This window comes from Kitasatospora sp. NPDC002227 (assembly GCF_040296285.1).
GTDB lineage: Bacteria > Actinomycetota > Actinomycetes > Streptomycetales > Streptomycetaceae > Kitasatospora.
In genome coordinates, this window is sequence record NZ_JBEOWY010000034.1 from 67,330 (window position 1) to 82,709 (window position 15,380).

The 15,380-nt window shown below is 72.6% G+C and carries 13 protein-coding genes and 2 pseudogenes; 8 read left to right on the plus strand and 7 right to left on the minus strand.

Annotated features, from left to right (window positions below; genetic code table 11):
- The first annotated feature begins 75 nt into the window (after window positions 1–75).
- The 4 genes from ABT095_RS26375 (at window position 76) to ABT095_RS26390 (ending at window position 4,922) form a co-directional block, all read left to right on the plus strand.
- Window positions 76–1,035: a pirin family protein gene (locus ABT095_RS26375; protein ID WP_350531991.1), complete on the plus strand. Its 960-nt coding sequence runs from the start codon at window positions 76–78 to the stop codon at window positions 1,033–1,035.
- A gap of 60 nt (window positions 1,036–1,095) precedes the next feature.
- Window positions 1,096–1,587 carry an SRPBCC family protein gene (locus tag ABT095_RS26380; protein ID WP_350531992.1) on the plus strand — a complete coding sequence of 164 codons (492 nt, stop codon included), beginning with the start codon at window positions 1,096–1,098 and terminating at the stop codon, window positions 1,585–1,587.
- Window positions 1,588–1,639: 52 nt separating this feature from the next.
- Window positions 1,640–1,960: a response regulator transcription factor gene (locus ABT095_RS26385; protein WP_350531993.1), complete on the plus strand. Its 321-nt coding sequence runs from the start codon at window positions 1,640–1,642 to the stop codon at window positions 1,958–1,960.
- Between the two features lie 130 nt (window positions 1,961–2,090).
- On the plus strand, window positions 2,091–4,922 hold the full coding sequence (locus ABT095_RS26390) for an AfsR/SARP family transcriptional regulator (protein ID WP_350531994.1): 2,832 nt from the start codon (window positions 2,091–2,093) through the stop codon (window positions 4,920–4,922).
- Window positions 4,923–5,061: 139 nt separating this feature from the next.
- Here ABT095_RS26390 and ABT095_RS26395 read toward each other — a convergent pair whose 3' ends face one another.
- Window positions 5,062–7,008 carry a potassium transporter Kup gene (locus tag ABT095_RS26395; RefSeq protein ID WP_350531995.1) on the minus strand — a complete coding sequence of 649 codons (1,947 nt, stop codon included), beginning with the start codon at window positions 7,006–7,008 and terminating at the stop codon, window positions 5,062–5,064.
- A 288-nt stretch (window positions 7,009–7,296) separates the two neighbouring features.
- Here ABT095_RS26395 and ABT095_RS26400 point away from each other — a divergent pair.
- The 3 genes and pseudogenes from ABT095_RS26400 to ABT095_RS26410 all read left to right on the plus strand — a co-directional run.
- A pseudogene (locus ABT095_RS26400) lies at window positions 7,297–8,013 on the plus strand (AMP-binding protein); the annotation flags it as partial.
- Between the two features lie 162 nt (window positions 8,014–8,175).
- On the plus strand, window positions 8,176–8,850 hold the full coding sequence (locus ABT095_RS26405) for a hypothetical protein (protein WP_350531996.1): 675 nt from the start codon (window positions 8,176–8,178) through the stop codon (window positions 8,848–8,850).
- A complete protein-coding gene (locus ABT095_RS26410; protein WP_350531997.1) occupies window positions 8,837–9,487 on the plus strand; it encodes a class F sortase in 651 nt (216 codons plus the stop codon). Before ABT095_RS26405 ends, ABT095_RS26410 begins: the two co-directional genes overlap by 14 nt.
- Before the next feature lie 15 nt (window positions 9,488–9,502).
- Here the strand turns inward: ABT095_RS26410 and ABT095_RS26415 are convergent, their stop codons facing one another.
- The 3 genes from ABT095_RS26415 to ABT095_RS26425 are packed head-to-tail and all read right to left on the minus strand — an operon-like array spanning window position 9,503 to window position 12,989.
- On the minus strand, window positions 9,503–11,755 hold the full coding sequence (locus ABT095_RS26415; RefSeq protein ID WP_350531998.1) for an alpha/beta fold hydrolase: 2,253 nt from the start codon (window positions 11,753–11,755) through the stop codon (window positions 9,503–9,505).
- Window positions 11,752–12,654: an integrase core domain-containing protein gene (locus ABT095_RS26420; RefSeq protein WP_350531999.1), complete on the minus strand. Its 903-nt coding sequence runs from the start codon at window positions 12,652–12,654 to the stop codon at window positions 11,752–11,754. The genes ABT095_RS26415 and ABT095_RS26420 overlap by 4 nt, the downstream gene beginning before the upstream one ends.
- A 17-nt stretch (window positions 12,655–12,671) precedes the next feature.
- Window positions 12,672–12,989, minus strand: coding sequence for a transposase (locus tag ABT095_RS26425; protein WP_350532000.1), 318 nt, complete (start codon window positions 12,987–12,989; stop codon window positions 12,672–12,674).
- Window positions 12,990–13,124: 135 nt separating this feature from the next.
- Between ABT095_RS26425 and ABT095_RS26430 the strand changes: the two genes are divergently transcribed.
- Window positions 13,125–13,340: a hypothetical protein gene (locus ABT095_RS26430; protein WP_350532001.1), complete on the plus strand. Its 216-nt coding sequence runs from the start codon at window positions 13,125–13,127 to the stop codon at window positions 13,338–13,340.
- 76 nt (window positions 13,341–13,416) lie between these two features.
- On the opposite strand, the gene ABT095_RS26435 is transcribed toward ABT095_RS26430, so the two are convergent.
- The 3 genes and pseudogenes from ABT095_RS26435 to ABT095_RS26445 all read right to left on the minus strand — a co-directional run.
- Complete coding sequence (locus ABT095_RS26435) at window positions 13,417–13,743, minus strand: hypothetical protein (RefSeq protein ID WP_350532002.1); 327 nt, start codon at window positions 13,741–13,743, stop codon at window positions 13,417–13,419.
- 144 nt (window positions 13,744–13,887) lie between these two features.
- The gene (locus tag ABT095_RS26440; RefSeq protein WP_350532003.1) at window positions 13,888–14,922 is read right to left on the minus strand and encodes a hypothetical protein; all 1,035 of its coding nucleotides are present in this window, start codon (window positions 14,920–14,922) and stop codon (window positions 13,888–13,890) included.
- Window positions 14,923–15,063: 141 nt separating this feature from the next.
- A pseudogene (locus ABT095_RS26445) lies at window positions 15,064–15,279 on the minus strand (RHS repeat-associated core domain-containing protein); the annotation flags it as partial.
- Window positions 15,280–15,380 lie beyond the last annotated feature (101 nt).

A 15,380-nucleotide genomic window follows, 5' to 3' on the forward strand; every position in this document is an offset into this window, starting at 1 on the left:
CTGACGGATGATCGGGTGTGACGGCCCGCACCGCCCGGCTGCCGACAGCGCCCGATGGATGGAGATGACGTTCGCGTGAGCAACCTCGACCTCAAGCCGACCCCGACCACCTGCGGCTGCGAGCCCCACAGCGGCCCGGTCAAGGAGCTGCTGACCGGGCGCCAGGTGCCGCTGGGCGAGTCGACCGAGGTACGGCGGCTGCTGCCGAACCTCGGCCGGCGGATGGTCGGTGCGTGGTGCTTCGTCGACCACTACGGGCCGGACGACGTCGAGCACCGGCCCGGGATGATGGTGCCGCCGCACCCGCACCTGGGGCTGCAGACCGTCAGCTGGCTGCACGACGGCGAGATCCTGCACCGCGACAGCCTCGGCAGCCTGCAGACCGTCCGCCCGTACGAGCTCGGCCTGATGACCTCGGGCCGGGGCATCTCGCACGCCGAGCAGTCCCCGCACGCGCACCCGCGGATCCTGCACGGCGCCCAGCTCTGGGTCGCCCTCCCGGATGAGCACCGGGGCGTCGCCCCCGCCTTCGAGCACCACGGCGCCCTGCCGACGGTCACCGCCTCCGGCCTGGACGCGACCGTCATCATGGGCACCCTGGACGGCGCCACCTCGCCCGGCACCGCCTACTCGCCGCTGGTCGGCGCGGACTTCAAGCTGCGCGAGGGCGCTGCGCACCGGCTGCCGCTGGAGCCGGAGTTCGAGTACGCGGTGCTCGCGATGAGCGGCAGCGTGGACGTGGACGGCGTGACCGTCGAGCCGAACTCGCTCCTCTACCTCGGCTGCGGCCGCCGCGAACTGCCGCTGCGGGCCCGGACGGACGCGGGGATCCTGCTGCTCGGCGGCGTGCCGTTCGAGGAGAAGATCGTGATGTGGTGGAACTTCATCACCCGCACCGGCGAGGAGATGAAGCAGGCCCGGGAGGACTGGCAGACCGGCTCCCTCTTCGGCGAGGTGCACGGCTTCGACGGCGACCGGCTGATGGCGCCGGAGCTGCCGCCGGTACCGTTGAAGGCCCGGGGGCGGGTGCGCTGACCGGCGGGGCCCGCCCAGGCCGACGAGTGACGTCACGACCGGACCGACAGGAGACAGGCGATGGACGCGGACCGCGAACTGCACGCCCGGACGGTGGTCCGGGCGCGGCCCGAAGTGGTCTGGGCCCTGCTGACCGACACCCGGGCGCTCGCCGTCGCCAGTCCCGAACTGCTCGGCATGACCCCTCTCAAGCCGGGCGGCTTCCGGGCGGGCCAGGTCTACATCGGCTGGAACCGGCGCAAGCTGGTCGTCTGGCCGACGCGCAACGTCGTCCGGCAGGTCGTGCCGCAGCAGAGCCTGATCTGGGACACCCGGACCAGCGGGGCGCGGTGGATCTACGAACTCACGCCGCATGCCGAGGGGACACTGGTGACCCACCGCCGCCCCGTCCCGAAGCGGCTCACCCTGCTCAGCCGGATCTTCGCCGGCCTGCTCCTCGGCGGCGGCCGGAGCCACGCCGACGAGTTGGAGACCGGGATGCGCCAGGCCCTGGAGCACCTCAAGCGTGCGGCGGAACTGCACGCCGGGCCCGGCGGTGCCGCGGACCACTGACCGAGGCCCGGCCGGCCGCCGAGAAGCCCTGCGGGGCGTCCACGCCGGGCAGGTGCGGCTCGACCCCGTCGTGCAGGAGTACCTGGTCCTCAGCCTGTCCCGGGCCACCGCGCCCGCCGACGCCCCGCCCGGTGCCGGTGCCACCGGCACCGGCACCGGCGCGTCTGTGCCGGACGGGCTCACGCCGCGCGAGACCGAAGTGCTGCGGCTGATCGCCGAACGGCTGCCCAACGCCGGGATCTGCGACCGGCTGCACATCAGCCAGGCCGCCATCAAGACCCACCTCAACCGGATCTGCACCAGGACCGGAGCCCGCGACCGTTCGCAGGCCGTGCGGTACGCCTTCCGGCACGGTCTCGCCCAGCCGGGGTGACCGCCTGCCCGGGCACCGCGCTCGCCGCCCGTGAGCGCAGGTGAGCGGCCCGCCCGGGCCGCCTACACTGCGTCTACATCGATTCGACAGCGTGCCTACAGCCAGGCCGGGCGGACAGTGAGGGTGGGGCATGGAGTTCGGGTTGCTCGGGGCACTGCGGGTCGGCGACGACGCCGGGGCGGCGTGCCCCGTCCCGCCGGGGCGGATGCGGAGTCTGCTGGCGGTGCTGCTCGTCCATGCCGACAGCGCGGTGTCGCTCGAGACCCTGGCGGCCTGCGTCTGGGAGGAGCAGCAGCGCCCGCGGCAGCCGCGCCAGGCACTCCAGGTGATGGTCGTACGGCTGCGCAAGCAGCTCGGCCCCGAGGCGGGCGCCCGGATCACCAGTGCCCGGCCGGGCTACCGGCTGGCCGTCCGGCCGGGGGAGCTGGACCTGCACCGGTTCGAGGAGCTGGCACAGGAGGGCTCCGCCGCGCTGGCGGCGCAGGACTGGGCCGGGGCCCGCGAGCTGCTCGGCCGGGCGCTGGCCGAATGGCGCGGGGAGCCGCTGGCCGACGTGCAGCCCGGGACGGCGCTGGACCGGGAGCAGGAGGCACTCGCCGGGCTCCGGCTGCGGGCCCAGCGGCAGCTGGTGGCGGCCCGCCTGAAGCTCGGGGAGCACGCCGAGCTGGTGAGCGAGATCGCCGACCTGGTGGAGGACCACCCCTTCGACGAGCAGCTCCAGGGCCAGCTCATGCTCGCGCTGCACGGCTGCGGCCGCCGCGCGGAGGCGCTCGAGGTCTTCCAGAACGCCCGGCGGGCCCTGGTGGACGAGCTCGGGATCGAACCCGGCGCCGAGCTGACCGAGCTGCACCGGGCCGTGCTGAGCGGCGACGCCTCGCCGCCGCAGCGCCCCGCCGCTCCGCAGCCGGACGGGCCCGCGGCGGTGCGCCCCGCCCAACTCTCCGCCGATCTGGCCGACTTCACCGGCCGGGCCGAGCTGGTCGGGCGGCTGGAGGGTCTGCTGGTCGGTGCGGGCGGGCGCCAGGGCGGTACGGCCGTCGTGCTCACCGCGCTCGACGGGGCCGGCGGCATCGGCAAGACGGCGCTGGCCGTGCACGTCGCCCACCGGGTGCTCGCACAGTTCCCCGACGGCCAGCTGCAGGCCGACCTGCACGGCGCCGGGGCCTCGCCCGCCGACCCGCACGAGGTGCTCGCCCGCTTCCTGCGCGGGCTCGGGATCACCGAGGAGAACATCCCCTCCGACCCCGAGGAGCGCGCGGCGCTCTACCGCAGCACCCTGGCCGGCCGGCGCGCGCTGATCCTGCTCGACAACGTCAAGGACTCCGCGCAGGTGCGCCCGCTGCTCCCCGGGGTGGCCGGCTGCGCGGTGATCATCACCAGCCGCAGCGCGCTGCCCGCGCTGGACGGCGCGCAGCGGCTGACCGTCAGCGTCCTGGGCGAGGCGGAGGCGCTGGAACTGTTCACCCGCATCGTCGGGGAGGACTCCGTCGCCGCCCATCCGGAGGCCGTCGCCACCGTGCTGCGGATCTGCGCCGGGCTCCCGCTGGCCATCCGGATCGCCGCGAGCCGCCTGGCCTGCCAGCCCGGCTGGACGGTGGAGACCCTGGCCGAGCAACTCCAGGACGAGAGCAGCCTGTTGGACGAGCTCGCGGTGGAGGACCGGGCCGTCCGTTCGTCCTTCGCCGTCAGCTTCAACAGCCTGCCGGCGCCGCAGGCCTCGGCCTTCGGGCTGCTCGGCCTGTGGGAGGGCCCGGACGTGACGGCCCCGGCGGCGGCGGCCCTGCTGGACGTGGACACCCGCAGCGCCCAGCACACGCTCGACGCCCTGGCCCGGATCCACCTGCTCGAAGCGCCGCGGCCGCGCCGGTACGCCTTCCACGACCTGATCCGGGTCTTCGCCCGGGAGCGGCTGCTCGCCGACGTACCGGCCGGTGCCCGGGAGGACGCGCTGAACCGGTACCTCGGCTGGTACCTGCACAGCGCGGACGCCGCCGCCCGGGTGATGACCCCGCAGCGGCGCCACGCGGTGCCCGAGCAGGTCGAACCAGGGCGCGGGCGGCTGGAGTTCGCCTCGTACGAAGCGGCGCAGAGCTGGCTGGACGCGGAGCACCGCAACCTGATGGCCGTGCTCGCGACGGCTGCCGCCACCGAGCGGCACGGGGTCGCCATGCGGCTGCCGACAGCGCTCTGGGAGCTGTTCAACCACCGGGGCTACTGGGAGGACTGGATCACCGCCTGCACCCTCGGGCTGGCCGCCGCCCGCCAGGCGGGCAGCGAGGACCACCAGGCCAGCCTGCTGATCGACCTCGGCTCGGCGCAGCTGCGGGCCGGGCGGCTGGCCGAGGCGATCGACTCCTTCGGCGCCGCCATCGTGATGCGGCGGGCGCAGGGGGACGTCCGAGGCGAGGCGACGGCCCGCTACAACCTCGCCATCGTCTTCTACGAGCTTCAGCGCCTGGAGGAGGCCTCGCGGGCGATGGAGGCCGCCCTCGAGCTCCACCGGTCGATCGGCAACCGGTTCGGCGAGGGTGCGACCCTCAGCGGCCTGGGGCAGATCGCGCTCGCGCTCGGCGACACGGAGCGCGGCCTGGAGCTGCAGGGCGCGGCGATGGCGGTCTACGAGGAGCTCGGCGACCGGTTCAACACCGCGATCGGCTATGAGCAGTTGAGCCTGCTGCTGTACGGCGCCGGGCGGCTGGACGAAGCGGTGACGGCCTCCCGCAAGGGGATCGAGGCCAACCGCGAGGTCGGGCACGTCTCGCTCGAGGGCAAGTGCTGGGAGTACCTGGGGACGGCGCTGGCCGCGCGCGGGGACGGTGCGCAGGCGGCGGAGGCCTTCGACCGGGCCCGGGAGCTGCTGGCCGAGCTGGACCCGGCGGCCGAGGCGCGGATCGACGGGCTGTGCGCCGACTTCGGGCTCCCGGTGGGCGGTCAGGGCGCTCCGGGCGGCGCTTCGGCCTGAACCCGCAGGGCGACCAGCTCGGCCTGCCGGAGCACGTTGGGGGAGAGCAGGCTGCCGGTCAGCGGGCCCAGGCCGCGTCAACGCCGCGGCCGGGCGGATCAAGGAGCCGTCAAGGCGGGCCGGCCCGGGTTCAATGGGCTCAGACCTCGATGTGGGAGCCCATGATGATGGTGCGGTCCCGGGGAAGGCTGAAGTACTCGGCGGCGTCGGCCGTGATGTAGGAGGTGGCGATGAAGAGGCGCTTGCGCCAGGGCGCCATGGTGGGCTCCTGGCCGCGGCGCAGTTCGATGGTGGAGAGGAAGTAGGAGGCCTGGTCGAGCTCGACCGGGCCTTCGGTGGCGGCGGGGGCCAGCAGGGCGAGGGTGCCGGGGACGTCGGGGGTCTCCATGTAGCCGAAGCGGGCCGTGACGTGGACGATGCCGTCCTCCGCGTAGCCGAGGTCGTCGACCAGGACGCGCCGCTCGGTGGGGACGCGGGGCACGGTGTCGGTCTCGATGGAGAGGATGACGACCTGCTGGTGACGGACGTGGTTGTGCTCGACGTTGGCCCGCATGGCCAGGGGCGCGGTCAGGTTGCCGCGGTTGAGGAAGACGGCGGTGCCGGGGACGCGGACGGCGGGCACTTCGCCGGTGTGCAGCTGGTCGACGAACTGCTGCAGCGGGCCTTCGTGGCGCTCGCGCTCGGCGGTGACGATCTCGCGCCCGCGCTGCCAGGTGGTCATGACGGTGAAGGCGGTCAGGCCGATCAGCAGGGGCAGCCAGGCGCCGTGCAGCAGCTTGGTGGCGTTGGCGGAGACGAAGAGCAGGTCGACCACGAGCAGCAGGGTGCCGCCGGTGGCGATCACCCAGAGCGGGGTGTTCCAGCGGGCGCGGGCGACGTAGAGGAAGAGCAGGGTGGTGATGGTGATGGTGCCGGTGACGGCCATGCCGAAGGCGAAGGCCAGGGCGGCGGAGCTGCGGAAGGCGAAGACCAGGGTGAGGACGGAGGCCATCAGCAGCCAGTTGATCCAGGGGACGTAGATCTGGCCCATGGTCGACTCGGAGGTGTAGGCGATCCGCAGGCGTGGCAGGTAGCCGAGCTGGGCGGCCTGGGAGGCGACCGAGTAGGCGCCGGTGATGACGGCCTGGGAGGCGATCACGGTGGCGGCGGTGGCGAGCAGGATGATCGGCCAGCGGCCCCACCCGGGGACGAGCAGGAAGAACGGGCCGCTGATGTTGGCCGGGTCGGCGAGGATCAGCGCGCCCTGTCCGAGGTAGCTGAGGACGCAGGCGGGGAGGACGACGAACAGCCAGCCACGGGTGATCGCGCGGCGGCCGAAGTGGCCCATGTCGGCGTAGAGCGCCTCGGCGCCGGTGACGGCGAGGACGACGGCGGCGAGGGCGAAGAAGGCGGTGCCGAAGTGGCCGGCCAGGAAGGACAAGGCGTAGCTGGGCGAGAGGGCCTTGAGGATCTGCGGGTGGTCGGCGATGCCGCGGACTCCGCAGGCTCCGATGACGAGGAACCAGAGGATCATCACCGGGCCGAAGACGCGGCCGACGGCCGCGGTGCCCCGGCGCTGGACCAGGAAGAGCGCGGCGACGATCACGGCGGTGAGCGGGACGACGGCGTCCTCGAAGGAGGGCTCGACTACCTTGAGGCCCTCGACGGCGGAGAGGACGGACATCGCCGGGGTGATCATGCTGTCGCCGAGGAACAAGGCCGCGCCGAAGATGCCGAGGGCGGCCAGTACGGCGGTGGTGCGCCTGCCGCGCTGCGCGGCCGAGCGGCGCAGCAGGGTGATCAGCGCCATGATGCCGCCCTCGCCGTCGTTGTCGGCGCGCATGGCGAGCAGCACGTAGGTGACCAGCACGATGACCACGATGGACCAGAAGACCAGGGAGACCACGCCGTAGACGTTGGCGGTGGTGACCGGGACGGGGTGCGGGTCGTCCGGGTTGAAGACGGTCTGCAGGGTGTAGATGGGGCTGGTCCCGATGTCGCCGAAGACCACGCCGAGGGCACCGACCACCAGCGCGAGGCGGGCCGTGTCGTGGGCGGCCGGGTGGTGGGCCTCGGGCGGCCGGAGGGCGGGGTCGCGGTCGGCCATGGTGGTCCTCCTCCGGTCGGGCCGCGGTGGGCACACTGGAGCGGACGTTACCGATCAGGTGATCCGATGTTCGGCAGGCCGGGCCGCGTGATGGGCCGTCAGGGGGCATGAGCGAGGGATCGCCGCCGAGCCCCGGCCTCTAGGGTTAAGAGCGGGCTGCCAGGGTTCACGGCTGGGGCCGCCGCAGCCGTGGCGGGCCGAGGGTGAGCGAGGAGACGGGGAGGCGGCCGTGCGGCAGCCGACGGTGGTTCCGGCGAGGCAGGGGAGTGCGGGGCCGTCGGCGCGGGCGCGGAGGTGCGGGTCGGGGTGCGGATGCGCCGCTCGGCCCGGCTGGTCGCCGCGCTGCTCGCGGTGGCCGAGGCGGGCGCGACCGCCGTCTACCTCGACCCGGACCACCCGGCCGAGCGGCTCGCGCAGATCACCGAAGACGCCTGCCCGGCCTGGCCGTTGACCGACGGCGCCGGTTCGGACTCGCCGGAGCTGCTGCCGGGCGAGCCCGCGGAGGCGGGCGGCGAGACCGGGCCGGACAGCGCCGCGTACCTGTGCTACACCTCCGGCACCACGGGCCGCCCGAAGGGCGTGGTGGTCACCCGCGGCGCGCTCGGCACCTACCTCCAGCACTGCCGTACCGCCTACCCCGGGCTCGCCGAGAGTGCGCTGCTGGCCCTGCTCGACGCCTTCCCGACGCCGCGCCACCGCGAGGGGGCGGTGGAGGCGGCGGAGTACGCCGGTTCGGCGGGGCCGGGCCTGCTCCGGCGGGCGGTGGCCGTCTCGGCGCACGTGCACCGGCTCGCCCTGGCGGCCCGGTCGCCGTGCTACCGGGGCGAGTTGACGGTCTTCCGGGTCACCCGGGAGGAGCCCCGCCCCGGCCGGGAGCCGGCGGACTGGCTGCCCTACGTGGACGGCCGGGTCAGTACCGTCCCGGTGGACGCCACCCACGACGGCCTGCTGGCCCAGGCACCCCGGCGGACGATCGGCGCCTGGCTCGCCGAGCGGCTGGCCTGAGGGCGCCGGTCGCGCCGCCGAGTTGCGCCATTGAGTTGCGCCATTGAGGGGATTGGGAGGGCGGCGTGCGCGTGGCGAGGCTGTCGCCGGGGGCGGTCGGCCGGACGGTGGCGGGACGGCCGCCCGGCCCGGGGGCGGCCCCGGACCCTGGAGTGCCCGCCCGTGAGACCTGCCTCCCTCCTGCCGATCCACCGGTGGCCGGCCGCTGCCGCCGCCGCTGCCACCGCCGTCGTGCTCAGCCTCGGCACCGCCCCGCTCGCGGCCGCCGCGCCCGGCGACAACGGCGACGTCAAGGTGCACGACAGCGCCACGGCGGTGACCAGCCAGAACGACGATCCGAAGGTCTGCAAGTTCTACCTGGACGCCTTCGGCTTCGACACCGTCCAGCTGGTCAGCTGGACGATCTCGCAGCAGCCGCCGACCGGCAACGCACTGGTGCTGGCCGGGTCGATCGTGCTGGTCACCGGCACCGGCTCGACCCAGACGTACACCCTGCCCGACGGGCACTACAAGCTCGAATGGACCTTCGTCGGCGAGAGCGGCAACGCGAAGCAGAAGGTCTTCCAGGTGCAGTGCGCCACGCCCACTCCCACACCCCCGGGCCACCCGCCCACCCCGCCGGTCTCGCCGAGCCCGTCGGTCACTTCCTCGGCCGGTCCGGCGCCCGGCGGGTCGTCCTCGCCCGTCGCGCCGCAGGGCCCGGTGAGCACCGGCGGTGGCGGCACGTCGGGGCCGGACTCCGGCGAGCTGCTCGGCGGCGCCGCCCTGCTGGCCGGTGCGGCCGGGCTGGGCCTGCGGGCGCTGCGCCGCCGCTCCGGGCGCAATGCCGAGTCCTGACCGCCCCGTACGTGCCGCTCGTCGCCGGTGGCGGGCCGGGGTGCTCGCCGTGCTGCTCGCGGCGGGCGGGGGCTGGCTGGTGCTCGACGGGAGCACCGGCCGGGCGGGGCCGCCGCTGGCCCCCGAGCCGTCCGCCCACCGCAGTGACGTTCCGTCACCCGTCGCGAGCGCCACCCCCTTGCCGGTCTCGGTGCCGACCAGGATCCGGATCCCCGCGATCAAGGTGGACGCCCCGATGAACGGGCTCGGGCTCAACGCCTCCCGCCGGCTGGACACCCCGCCGCTGGAGCAGCGGAACCTGGCCGGCTGGTACCGCGACGGCGCCACGCCGGGGGCCGCCGGCAACGCGATCGTGGTCGGGCACGCCGACAACCGCAGCGGACCGGCGGTCTTCTACCGGCTCGGGCTGCTGCGCCCAGGCGACACCGTCCAGGTGGCCCGCAAGGACGGCCGGACGGCGGTGTTCACCGTGGACTCCGTCCGGGTGCTGCCGAAGAAGGACTTCCCGGACGCCCAGGTGTACGGCGCCACCGACCGGGCCGAGCTGCGGATCATCACCTGCGGCGGCCGGTTCGACCGCCGGACGGGCTACGAGTCCAACACCGTGGTGTTCGCCCACCTGACCTCCGCCCGCTGAGCTGCCGACGGCCCGTCAGCAGGTGGTGCCGGCGGGGACCGGGGCGAGGTCGACCAGGTAGTGGTCGACCGCCTCGGTGATACAGGTGTTGCCGCGGCCGTAGGCGGTGTGCCCCGGGCCCTCGAGGGTCAGCAGCATGCCGCCGGGGAACTGGCCGGCCAGGCTCTGGGAGTTCTCGTAGGGGGTGGCCGGGTCGAGGGTGGTGCCGACCACCAGGACGGGCGGGAGGTGGGTGGCGGAGACCCGGTGCGGGGTGGTCGGGCCCTTGGGCCAGGTGCGGCAGGTGAGTTCGGCCAGCAGGAGGGAGTCGCCGTAGGTGCCGGAGTCCCGGTGGGTGCGGTCGAGGAGGTCCCAGTACGCCTGGGGGTCGGCGGGGTGTGGCACATCGAGGCAGTTGACGGCGGTCAGCACGTCGGCGCTGTTGTCGCGGGGTTCGGCGGCCGGGGTGCCCGAGTCGGAGTCGGAGCCGGAGCCGGAGTCAGTATCCGAGTCGGAGTCAGGCCCGGGGTCCTGGACGCCGGCGCTCTCCTTGGCGATGGCCGCCAGCTTGCTGCCGTCACCCTTGGCGGCGGCGCTCAGGCCCTCGGACAGCGGCTGCCACTGGCTCTCCGGGGTGTACATCGACATGGTCAGGGCGGTGTGCAGGGTGGTCTCGTCCAGCCGGTCGTGGTCCCCGGCCGGGAGGGGGTGGCGGGCCGTCCTCGCGTACAGGTCGGCGATCAGCTGCCGGATCCCGTCCGGGGTGGCGGCCGGGCAGCCCTGCTGGACCACCTGGGGGCAGCGGTCCGCGTAGTCCTCGACCGCCCGGCGGAACGCCCGGCCGCCGGTGAGCACCTGCTGCGTCCAGTCCTGGGCCGGGTCCACCACGCCGTCGAGCACCAGGGCGCGCACCCGCTCGGGGAACTGCTCGGCGTACACCGTTCCGGGGTAGGTGCTGTACGACCAGCCCAGGTAGGTCAGCTTCTCGTCGCCGAGGGCCGCCCGCAGGACGTCCAGGTCGCGGGCGCCGTCGAGCGTCCCGACGTGCGGCAGGAGCTCGGCGCTGCGGGCCTTGCACTCGGCGGCGGCGCGGTCCGCGTCGGCGAGGGCGGCCCGGCGCTCGGCCTCGGTGCCGGGGTGGAGCGGCGCGGGGCTGTCCTGGCCTCCGCCGGCGGGGGTGTCGGGCGGGGTGCAGTCGACGGCCGGAGTGCTGCCGGCCACGCCGCGCGGGTCGAAGCCGACCAGGTCGAAGCGGGCTCTGGTCTGCTTGCCGAAGGAGTCGGCGCCGCCGGATTTGAGGTGCTGCACGCCGGAGCCGCCCGGGCCGCCGGTGCCGAAGACGAGCGAGCCCTTGCGGTGCACCGGGTCGGTGGCGGTGGCCTTGGCCAGCGGGAGGGTGAAGGTCTTGCCGTTCTGCGGCGCGGCGTAGTCCATCGGGACGGTCAGGGTGGCGCACTGCAGCTGCTCGCCGCAGCTGCTCCAGGCGAGCTGCTGCTTGTAGAAGGGGCGCAGCTCCGGCCGGTCGGCGGGCGCGGTGCTCGCGGTGGGCGGGGCGGCGGCCGGGCGCGGGGCGTTCGCGCCCTCCGGGACGCAGCCGGCCAGGGCCGCCGCCGCGAGCAGGGCCGCCAGCGCCGGGAGGAGGGGGCGGGCGGTCTGCCGAGTCGGTGCGCGCACTGTCCTGGTCCGTTCTGCCGTGCTGGTCCGGTGCCCGGCCGGTGAGGGCCGGGCAGGGCGGCGACGGCGCTCCCCGGCAGGGGGGTTCAGGGAGCGCCGTCGCCGGCTCCGGCAGTCTGGGGCCTGTGCCATGAGGTTCTGATGAGCCCGTTGCCCCGCCGCCTCCCGCAGGGCCCGGGCGGCCTCCGCCGCCACCGCGTCGGCGACCGCCGTCAGCGCGGGCGAGTCCATCCGCCACTGCTGCCAGTACAGCGGAACCTCGACCGTGCGGTCCGGCAGGAAGCGGACCAGCGCGCCGCCGCGCAGCCGGGGTTCGGCCTGGCTGTGCGGGACGAGACCCCAGCCGAGACCGGCGCAGACCGCGTCCGCGAACCCCTCGCTGGACGGGACGTAGTGGCGCAGCGGGCTCGCGTCGAGGCTGCCGGTCAGCTCGCGGACGAAGGCGTCCTGGAGGTCGTCGCGGCGGTCGAAGCAGACCACGGGGGCCTCCGGCAGCAGCAGCGCCGGATCGCCGTCGAGCGGCTGGGCCGCCATCCGCAGGATCTCCTTCTCCAGCTCCAGCTCACAGACCTGCCCGCGCAGCTGACGCAGCTTCTCCCGCTCGGTGGGGGTCATGTGAGCGCGCGACCCACTGGCGCAGCGACTCCGGTGTGGACGTCGTGCGGGCGGTTCCAGGCCAGGGCCTCGTGCGGGCGGACGGTGTTGTACTTGCGCCGGTAGTCCTCGGCGTGACGGACCAGTTCCAGAGCGTCGGGGATCTCCTCCAGGAAGAGCTTCTCGTACTTCAGTGACCCGAAGCCGCGCTCGCGGGAGCCGTTCTGGCCTGGAGTGCGGACCCGGGTGCGGACGTGCCGCAGCTCGGGACGGGTGGCGATGAACGCCTCGAACCGGAACGAGCGGAACGGTCCGCCGTTGTCGGTCACGATCGTGACCAGCGGCTGGACTGCCCCGTCCGCGTCGCGCGGGGCGAGGGCGACCAGCGGGTGCCCAGCCAGGCGTTCGGCCTCGGCCAGGGCGAGCTCGACCGCGGCGATCGCGTCGTGCTGGTTCGCCGTGGGCGCCACATGCCAGCCCGGCTCGTACTTCGACCAGTAGTCCCGGCAGCCGGCCAGCCGCCAGACTCCGCCCGAGGTGGTCTCGAACTCGGAGAAGTCCAGCTGCCAGACCTGATTCGGGCCGGTCGGCTCGGTGGCGAAGGCCGCTTTGCGCCGGGCGGCGAGCTGGCGGCGTTCGCGCTGGTAGTTCGCCTCCAGGAGCAGGCCCTCGTCCCGCAGCAGCCGAAGCACGGTCGCCTGCGACACGTCGTGGCCGTCGTGGCGGCACATCGCCCAGACTTTCCGGTGGCCCCAGGCCGGGTGGGCGAGCGCGTGCCGGCGAGCGGCGTCCCGCACCCGTTCCCGGGCGGGACGCGGCCACGGTCCCCGCAGGTCAGCGCCACAGCGGGCTCGGGCTTGGTGGCGGCGCCAGGTCCGCTCGGGCACGCCGATCAGCCTGCAGAACCTCGCGGTCGGCATGCCCGCATCCACGCGGATCACCTCAAGGTTTTCGAAGGGCCCAGCCGGCCCTCCGCGGACTTCTTCCACACCCGTAACTCGACGGCGGCCTCGCCCAGGGCCTGGGTCAAGTCCGCTACCTGGGCCTCGAGTTGCTGTTCCCGGCTGCTGGGACCGGACTTCCCGGACGCCAGGCCGGCCCGGCCGGACTCAAGGAACTGCCGCTTCCAGTTCCCGATCGACTGCTCGGACACCTTCGCCCGCCGCGCGGCCTCGGGGACCGTCATCTCACCGGCCAGGATCGACAGCACGATCCGGACCTTCTCCTCCGGCGGCACCGCCGCTGGCCTTGCCATGAACGATCAGACTCCTCTGTGCAGCAGGACCCGAAAGAAACGAGCCCTGCCACATAGTCTGACGCGCGACAGTAGGACCCAATCAAGTTTAAGTAGCTCGCTGGCCTGGAGTGGTACGAGGACGAGCGGGAGCCGGTGTTCGACGCCCGGGTGCTCGGCAAGACCGCCGGGCGAATGTGCGGCTTGGACGGGGTGATGATCGGGATGTTCACCGATTTCGAACGGCTGCCGCCCTCGCCGTTCCTGCCTTTGGTTGGCAGCAGCGACTCGCGGCGCCTGCTGGACCTGAGCTCGCCCGTATCGACCGGCGAGTACCCAGCACTGCTCACGGACATCGACGACCTGCCGTAGGTGGCGGTGATCCGCCCCAGCCTTGAAGGCTACGGCGATGGGGTGAGTGCCGCAGCACACCCCATCGCCGCAAAACCTACGCCCTGATAATGCGCATCCCCGACTCCCGCTCCGCCTCATTGACCAGGCTAACCAGGCTGACCCTGCGACTAGCGAGTGCATTATGAGCAATCTGGCCAACATCAACGGCAAATGTCTGCTGATTCAAAGGATGAGGAATTCCGTTCACAACCCACCGTCCGCCCAGCGGCGATGAATCATCAACAACCCAATCCCATTTGGCCCCGTGCTGACTGATCAAAAACTCGGCGATGAATGCCATGAGAAGCGATTGGAATCTCACCCTCTCGTCGTCCGTCATGGCGATCGGATCCATTCCGGCCGAGAGGACTTCCTCCATCACGCGGAGAGCGGAGGCTGGATCCCTCTCCATCAGAGCAGGATCCTCGCCGATGTCCCCCAGGATACCTCGACAATGATCTCGACTCCCCGCTGCAAATGCGGCCACGTCCGGCTGGGGGTACCTCACGATTATATGCCGCCCTTCCTAGTACGGGTTGTGCCACACATAGATGATACCAGCTTCATTCAACCTGTCGGCCGTATCTTGGGCCGGCCCCGCCCCCATAAATACCCATCTGGGATCGTAGCTCGGATCAATGCTCCGCAAAGCCACGTCCTTTGCTATTTGATGTTCGATGCCGCGCAGTGAAACGGAGTTCTTGTACCAGGAAACCACTTCCTCCCCGTCGACCATCGAGACCTTGGAAAGGAACCTCCGGTAGCTCTTGACCTCTACGGCGAGAATAGTCCCATTTTGCTCATGGCTGGCAGAGTCCACATTTCGGAGACCTGTATCGGTGATCGGAAATCGGTCAACCGCATCCGCCTCAGGGTCAACCTTGAAAGGAGTGGCCTTCCCGCCATACATATTGCGAGCATAGTCTTCACCGGCCTGCCACCCCCTCCCCAATGCGGTACTCAATGCCAATCGGTTGTTCCCGGCCGGTAGAGCAAGCCTTGAGCTGCTGTCCCCCACAGGCAATGCCGGATGAGAAGTGGCAGCGGTCACCGGATTCGACTGGGCCTGGACTTGGAGCGGGTCGGTCGGCGTGTCACCCGGCTTGGATGCCGGGGGCGCGTGATGCTTGACCGTTTCGTTGACGAGGTCATTGTCGCCGTTGTCGATGGGCTTGTCGTTGACCGGCTTCTTGCCGAGCCCGTCCTTGGCAGTAGGCGGCGGGGGGGAAGGGTGGGTGACGATGCTGCAGCTGGATCCTCCAGGGAGAATCGAGGCAAGGCCGAGAAGCTCGTTGACGTCAACGTCATGACTGGAGTCGCCGGCGGATGTCATTTCCCTCCGGTACTCCTCGAGCTCGCGCTCCCACTCTTCGAAGTCCCGTTCGATCCGGTCGGCCTCGAGCTCGCGGTTGAGGTCCTCCTGCATCTGTTGTGCTTGTCCGTCGCTGTAAACCCAGACGACGCTGCCGTTGGAGAGCATGTACTGCGAGCGCTGCGGGCCAGCCGGCCTGGAGTAGTAGGGCTGAGCAGCCAGCCGGGCCTCGTAGTTGGCCTCGGCCATCGCCTCCGAGCCATCGTCAGCGGAGTCGTAGCCTGCGGGCGGTTCCCAGCCGTCGCCGCCACCGCCTCCACCACTACCGGCCCCAGCGCCGTCCCCGCCGCCATCTGGTCCCTCGTCGCAGCGGCTGCTGTGGCCCGACGGGTCCTGGCTGGTGAGCGGGTTGTTGTTCGCGTAGGCGTAGCGGTTGGCGTTGACGGAGCTGACGGGCGGCAGATCGGCGGTGTCGCGACTGGTGAAGGTCCCGGTCGCCGGGTTGTACCAGCGGCTGGCCGTGCCAACGAGGCCGGTGGCGCTGTCGGTCCAGCCGCCCTGGTAGCCGAGGTTCGGGCTTTGCCCTATTTCGTGGACACTCGCCAGTTATGCGACCAGCTCCAGGTTAGTGACGCTGGCGGCGTGCTGTCGCTCGTAGTCGACCGGGCTGCGGTAACCGAGGGCGGAGTGCCGCCGCTTGCGGTTGT

Bases quoted from the DNA above. Each gene is read 5' to 3' on its own strand.
- ABT095_RS26380 (WP_350531992.1), top strand. From the start codon at position 1,096: ATGGACGCGGACCGCGAACTGCACGCCCGGACGGTGGTCCGGGCGCGG.
- ABT095_RS26390 (WP_350531994.1), top strand. From the start codon at position 2,091: ATGGAGTTCGGGTTGCTCGGGGCACTGCGGGTCGGCGACGACGCCGGG.
- ABT095_RS26395 (WP_350531995.1), bottom strand. From the start codon at position 7,008: ATGGCCGACCGCGACCCCGCCCTCCGGCCGCCCGAGGCCCACCACCCG.
- ABT095_RS26410 (WP_350531997.1), top strand. From the start codon at position 8,837: ATGCCGAGTCCTGACCGCCCCGTACGTGCCGCTCGTCGCCGGTGGCGG.
- ABT095_RS26415 (WP_350531998.1), bottom strand. From the start codon at position 11,755: ATGACCCCCACCGAGCGGGAGAAGCTGCGTCAGCTGCGCGGGCAGGTC.
- ABT095_RS26420 (WP_350531999.1), bottom strand. From the start codon at position 12,654: ATGCCGACCGCGAGGTTCTGCAGGCTGATCGGCGTGCCCGAGCGGACC.
- ABT095_RS26425 (WP_350532000.1), bottom strand. From the start codon at position 12,989: ATGGCAAGGCCAGCGGCGGTGCCGCCGGAGGAGAAGGTCCGGATCGTG.
- ABT095_RS26440 (WP_350532003.1), bottom strand. From the start codon at position 14,922: ATGGCCGAGGCCAACTACGAGGCCCGGCTGGCTGCTCAGCCCTACTAC.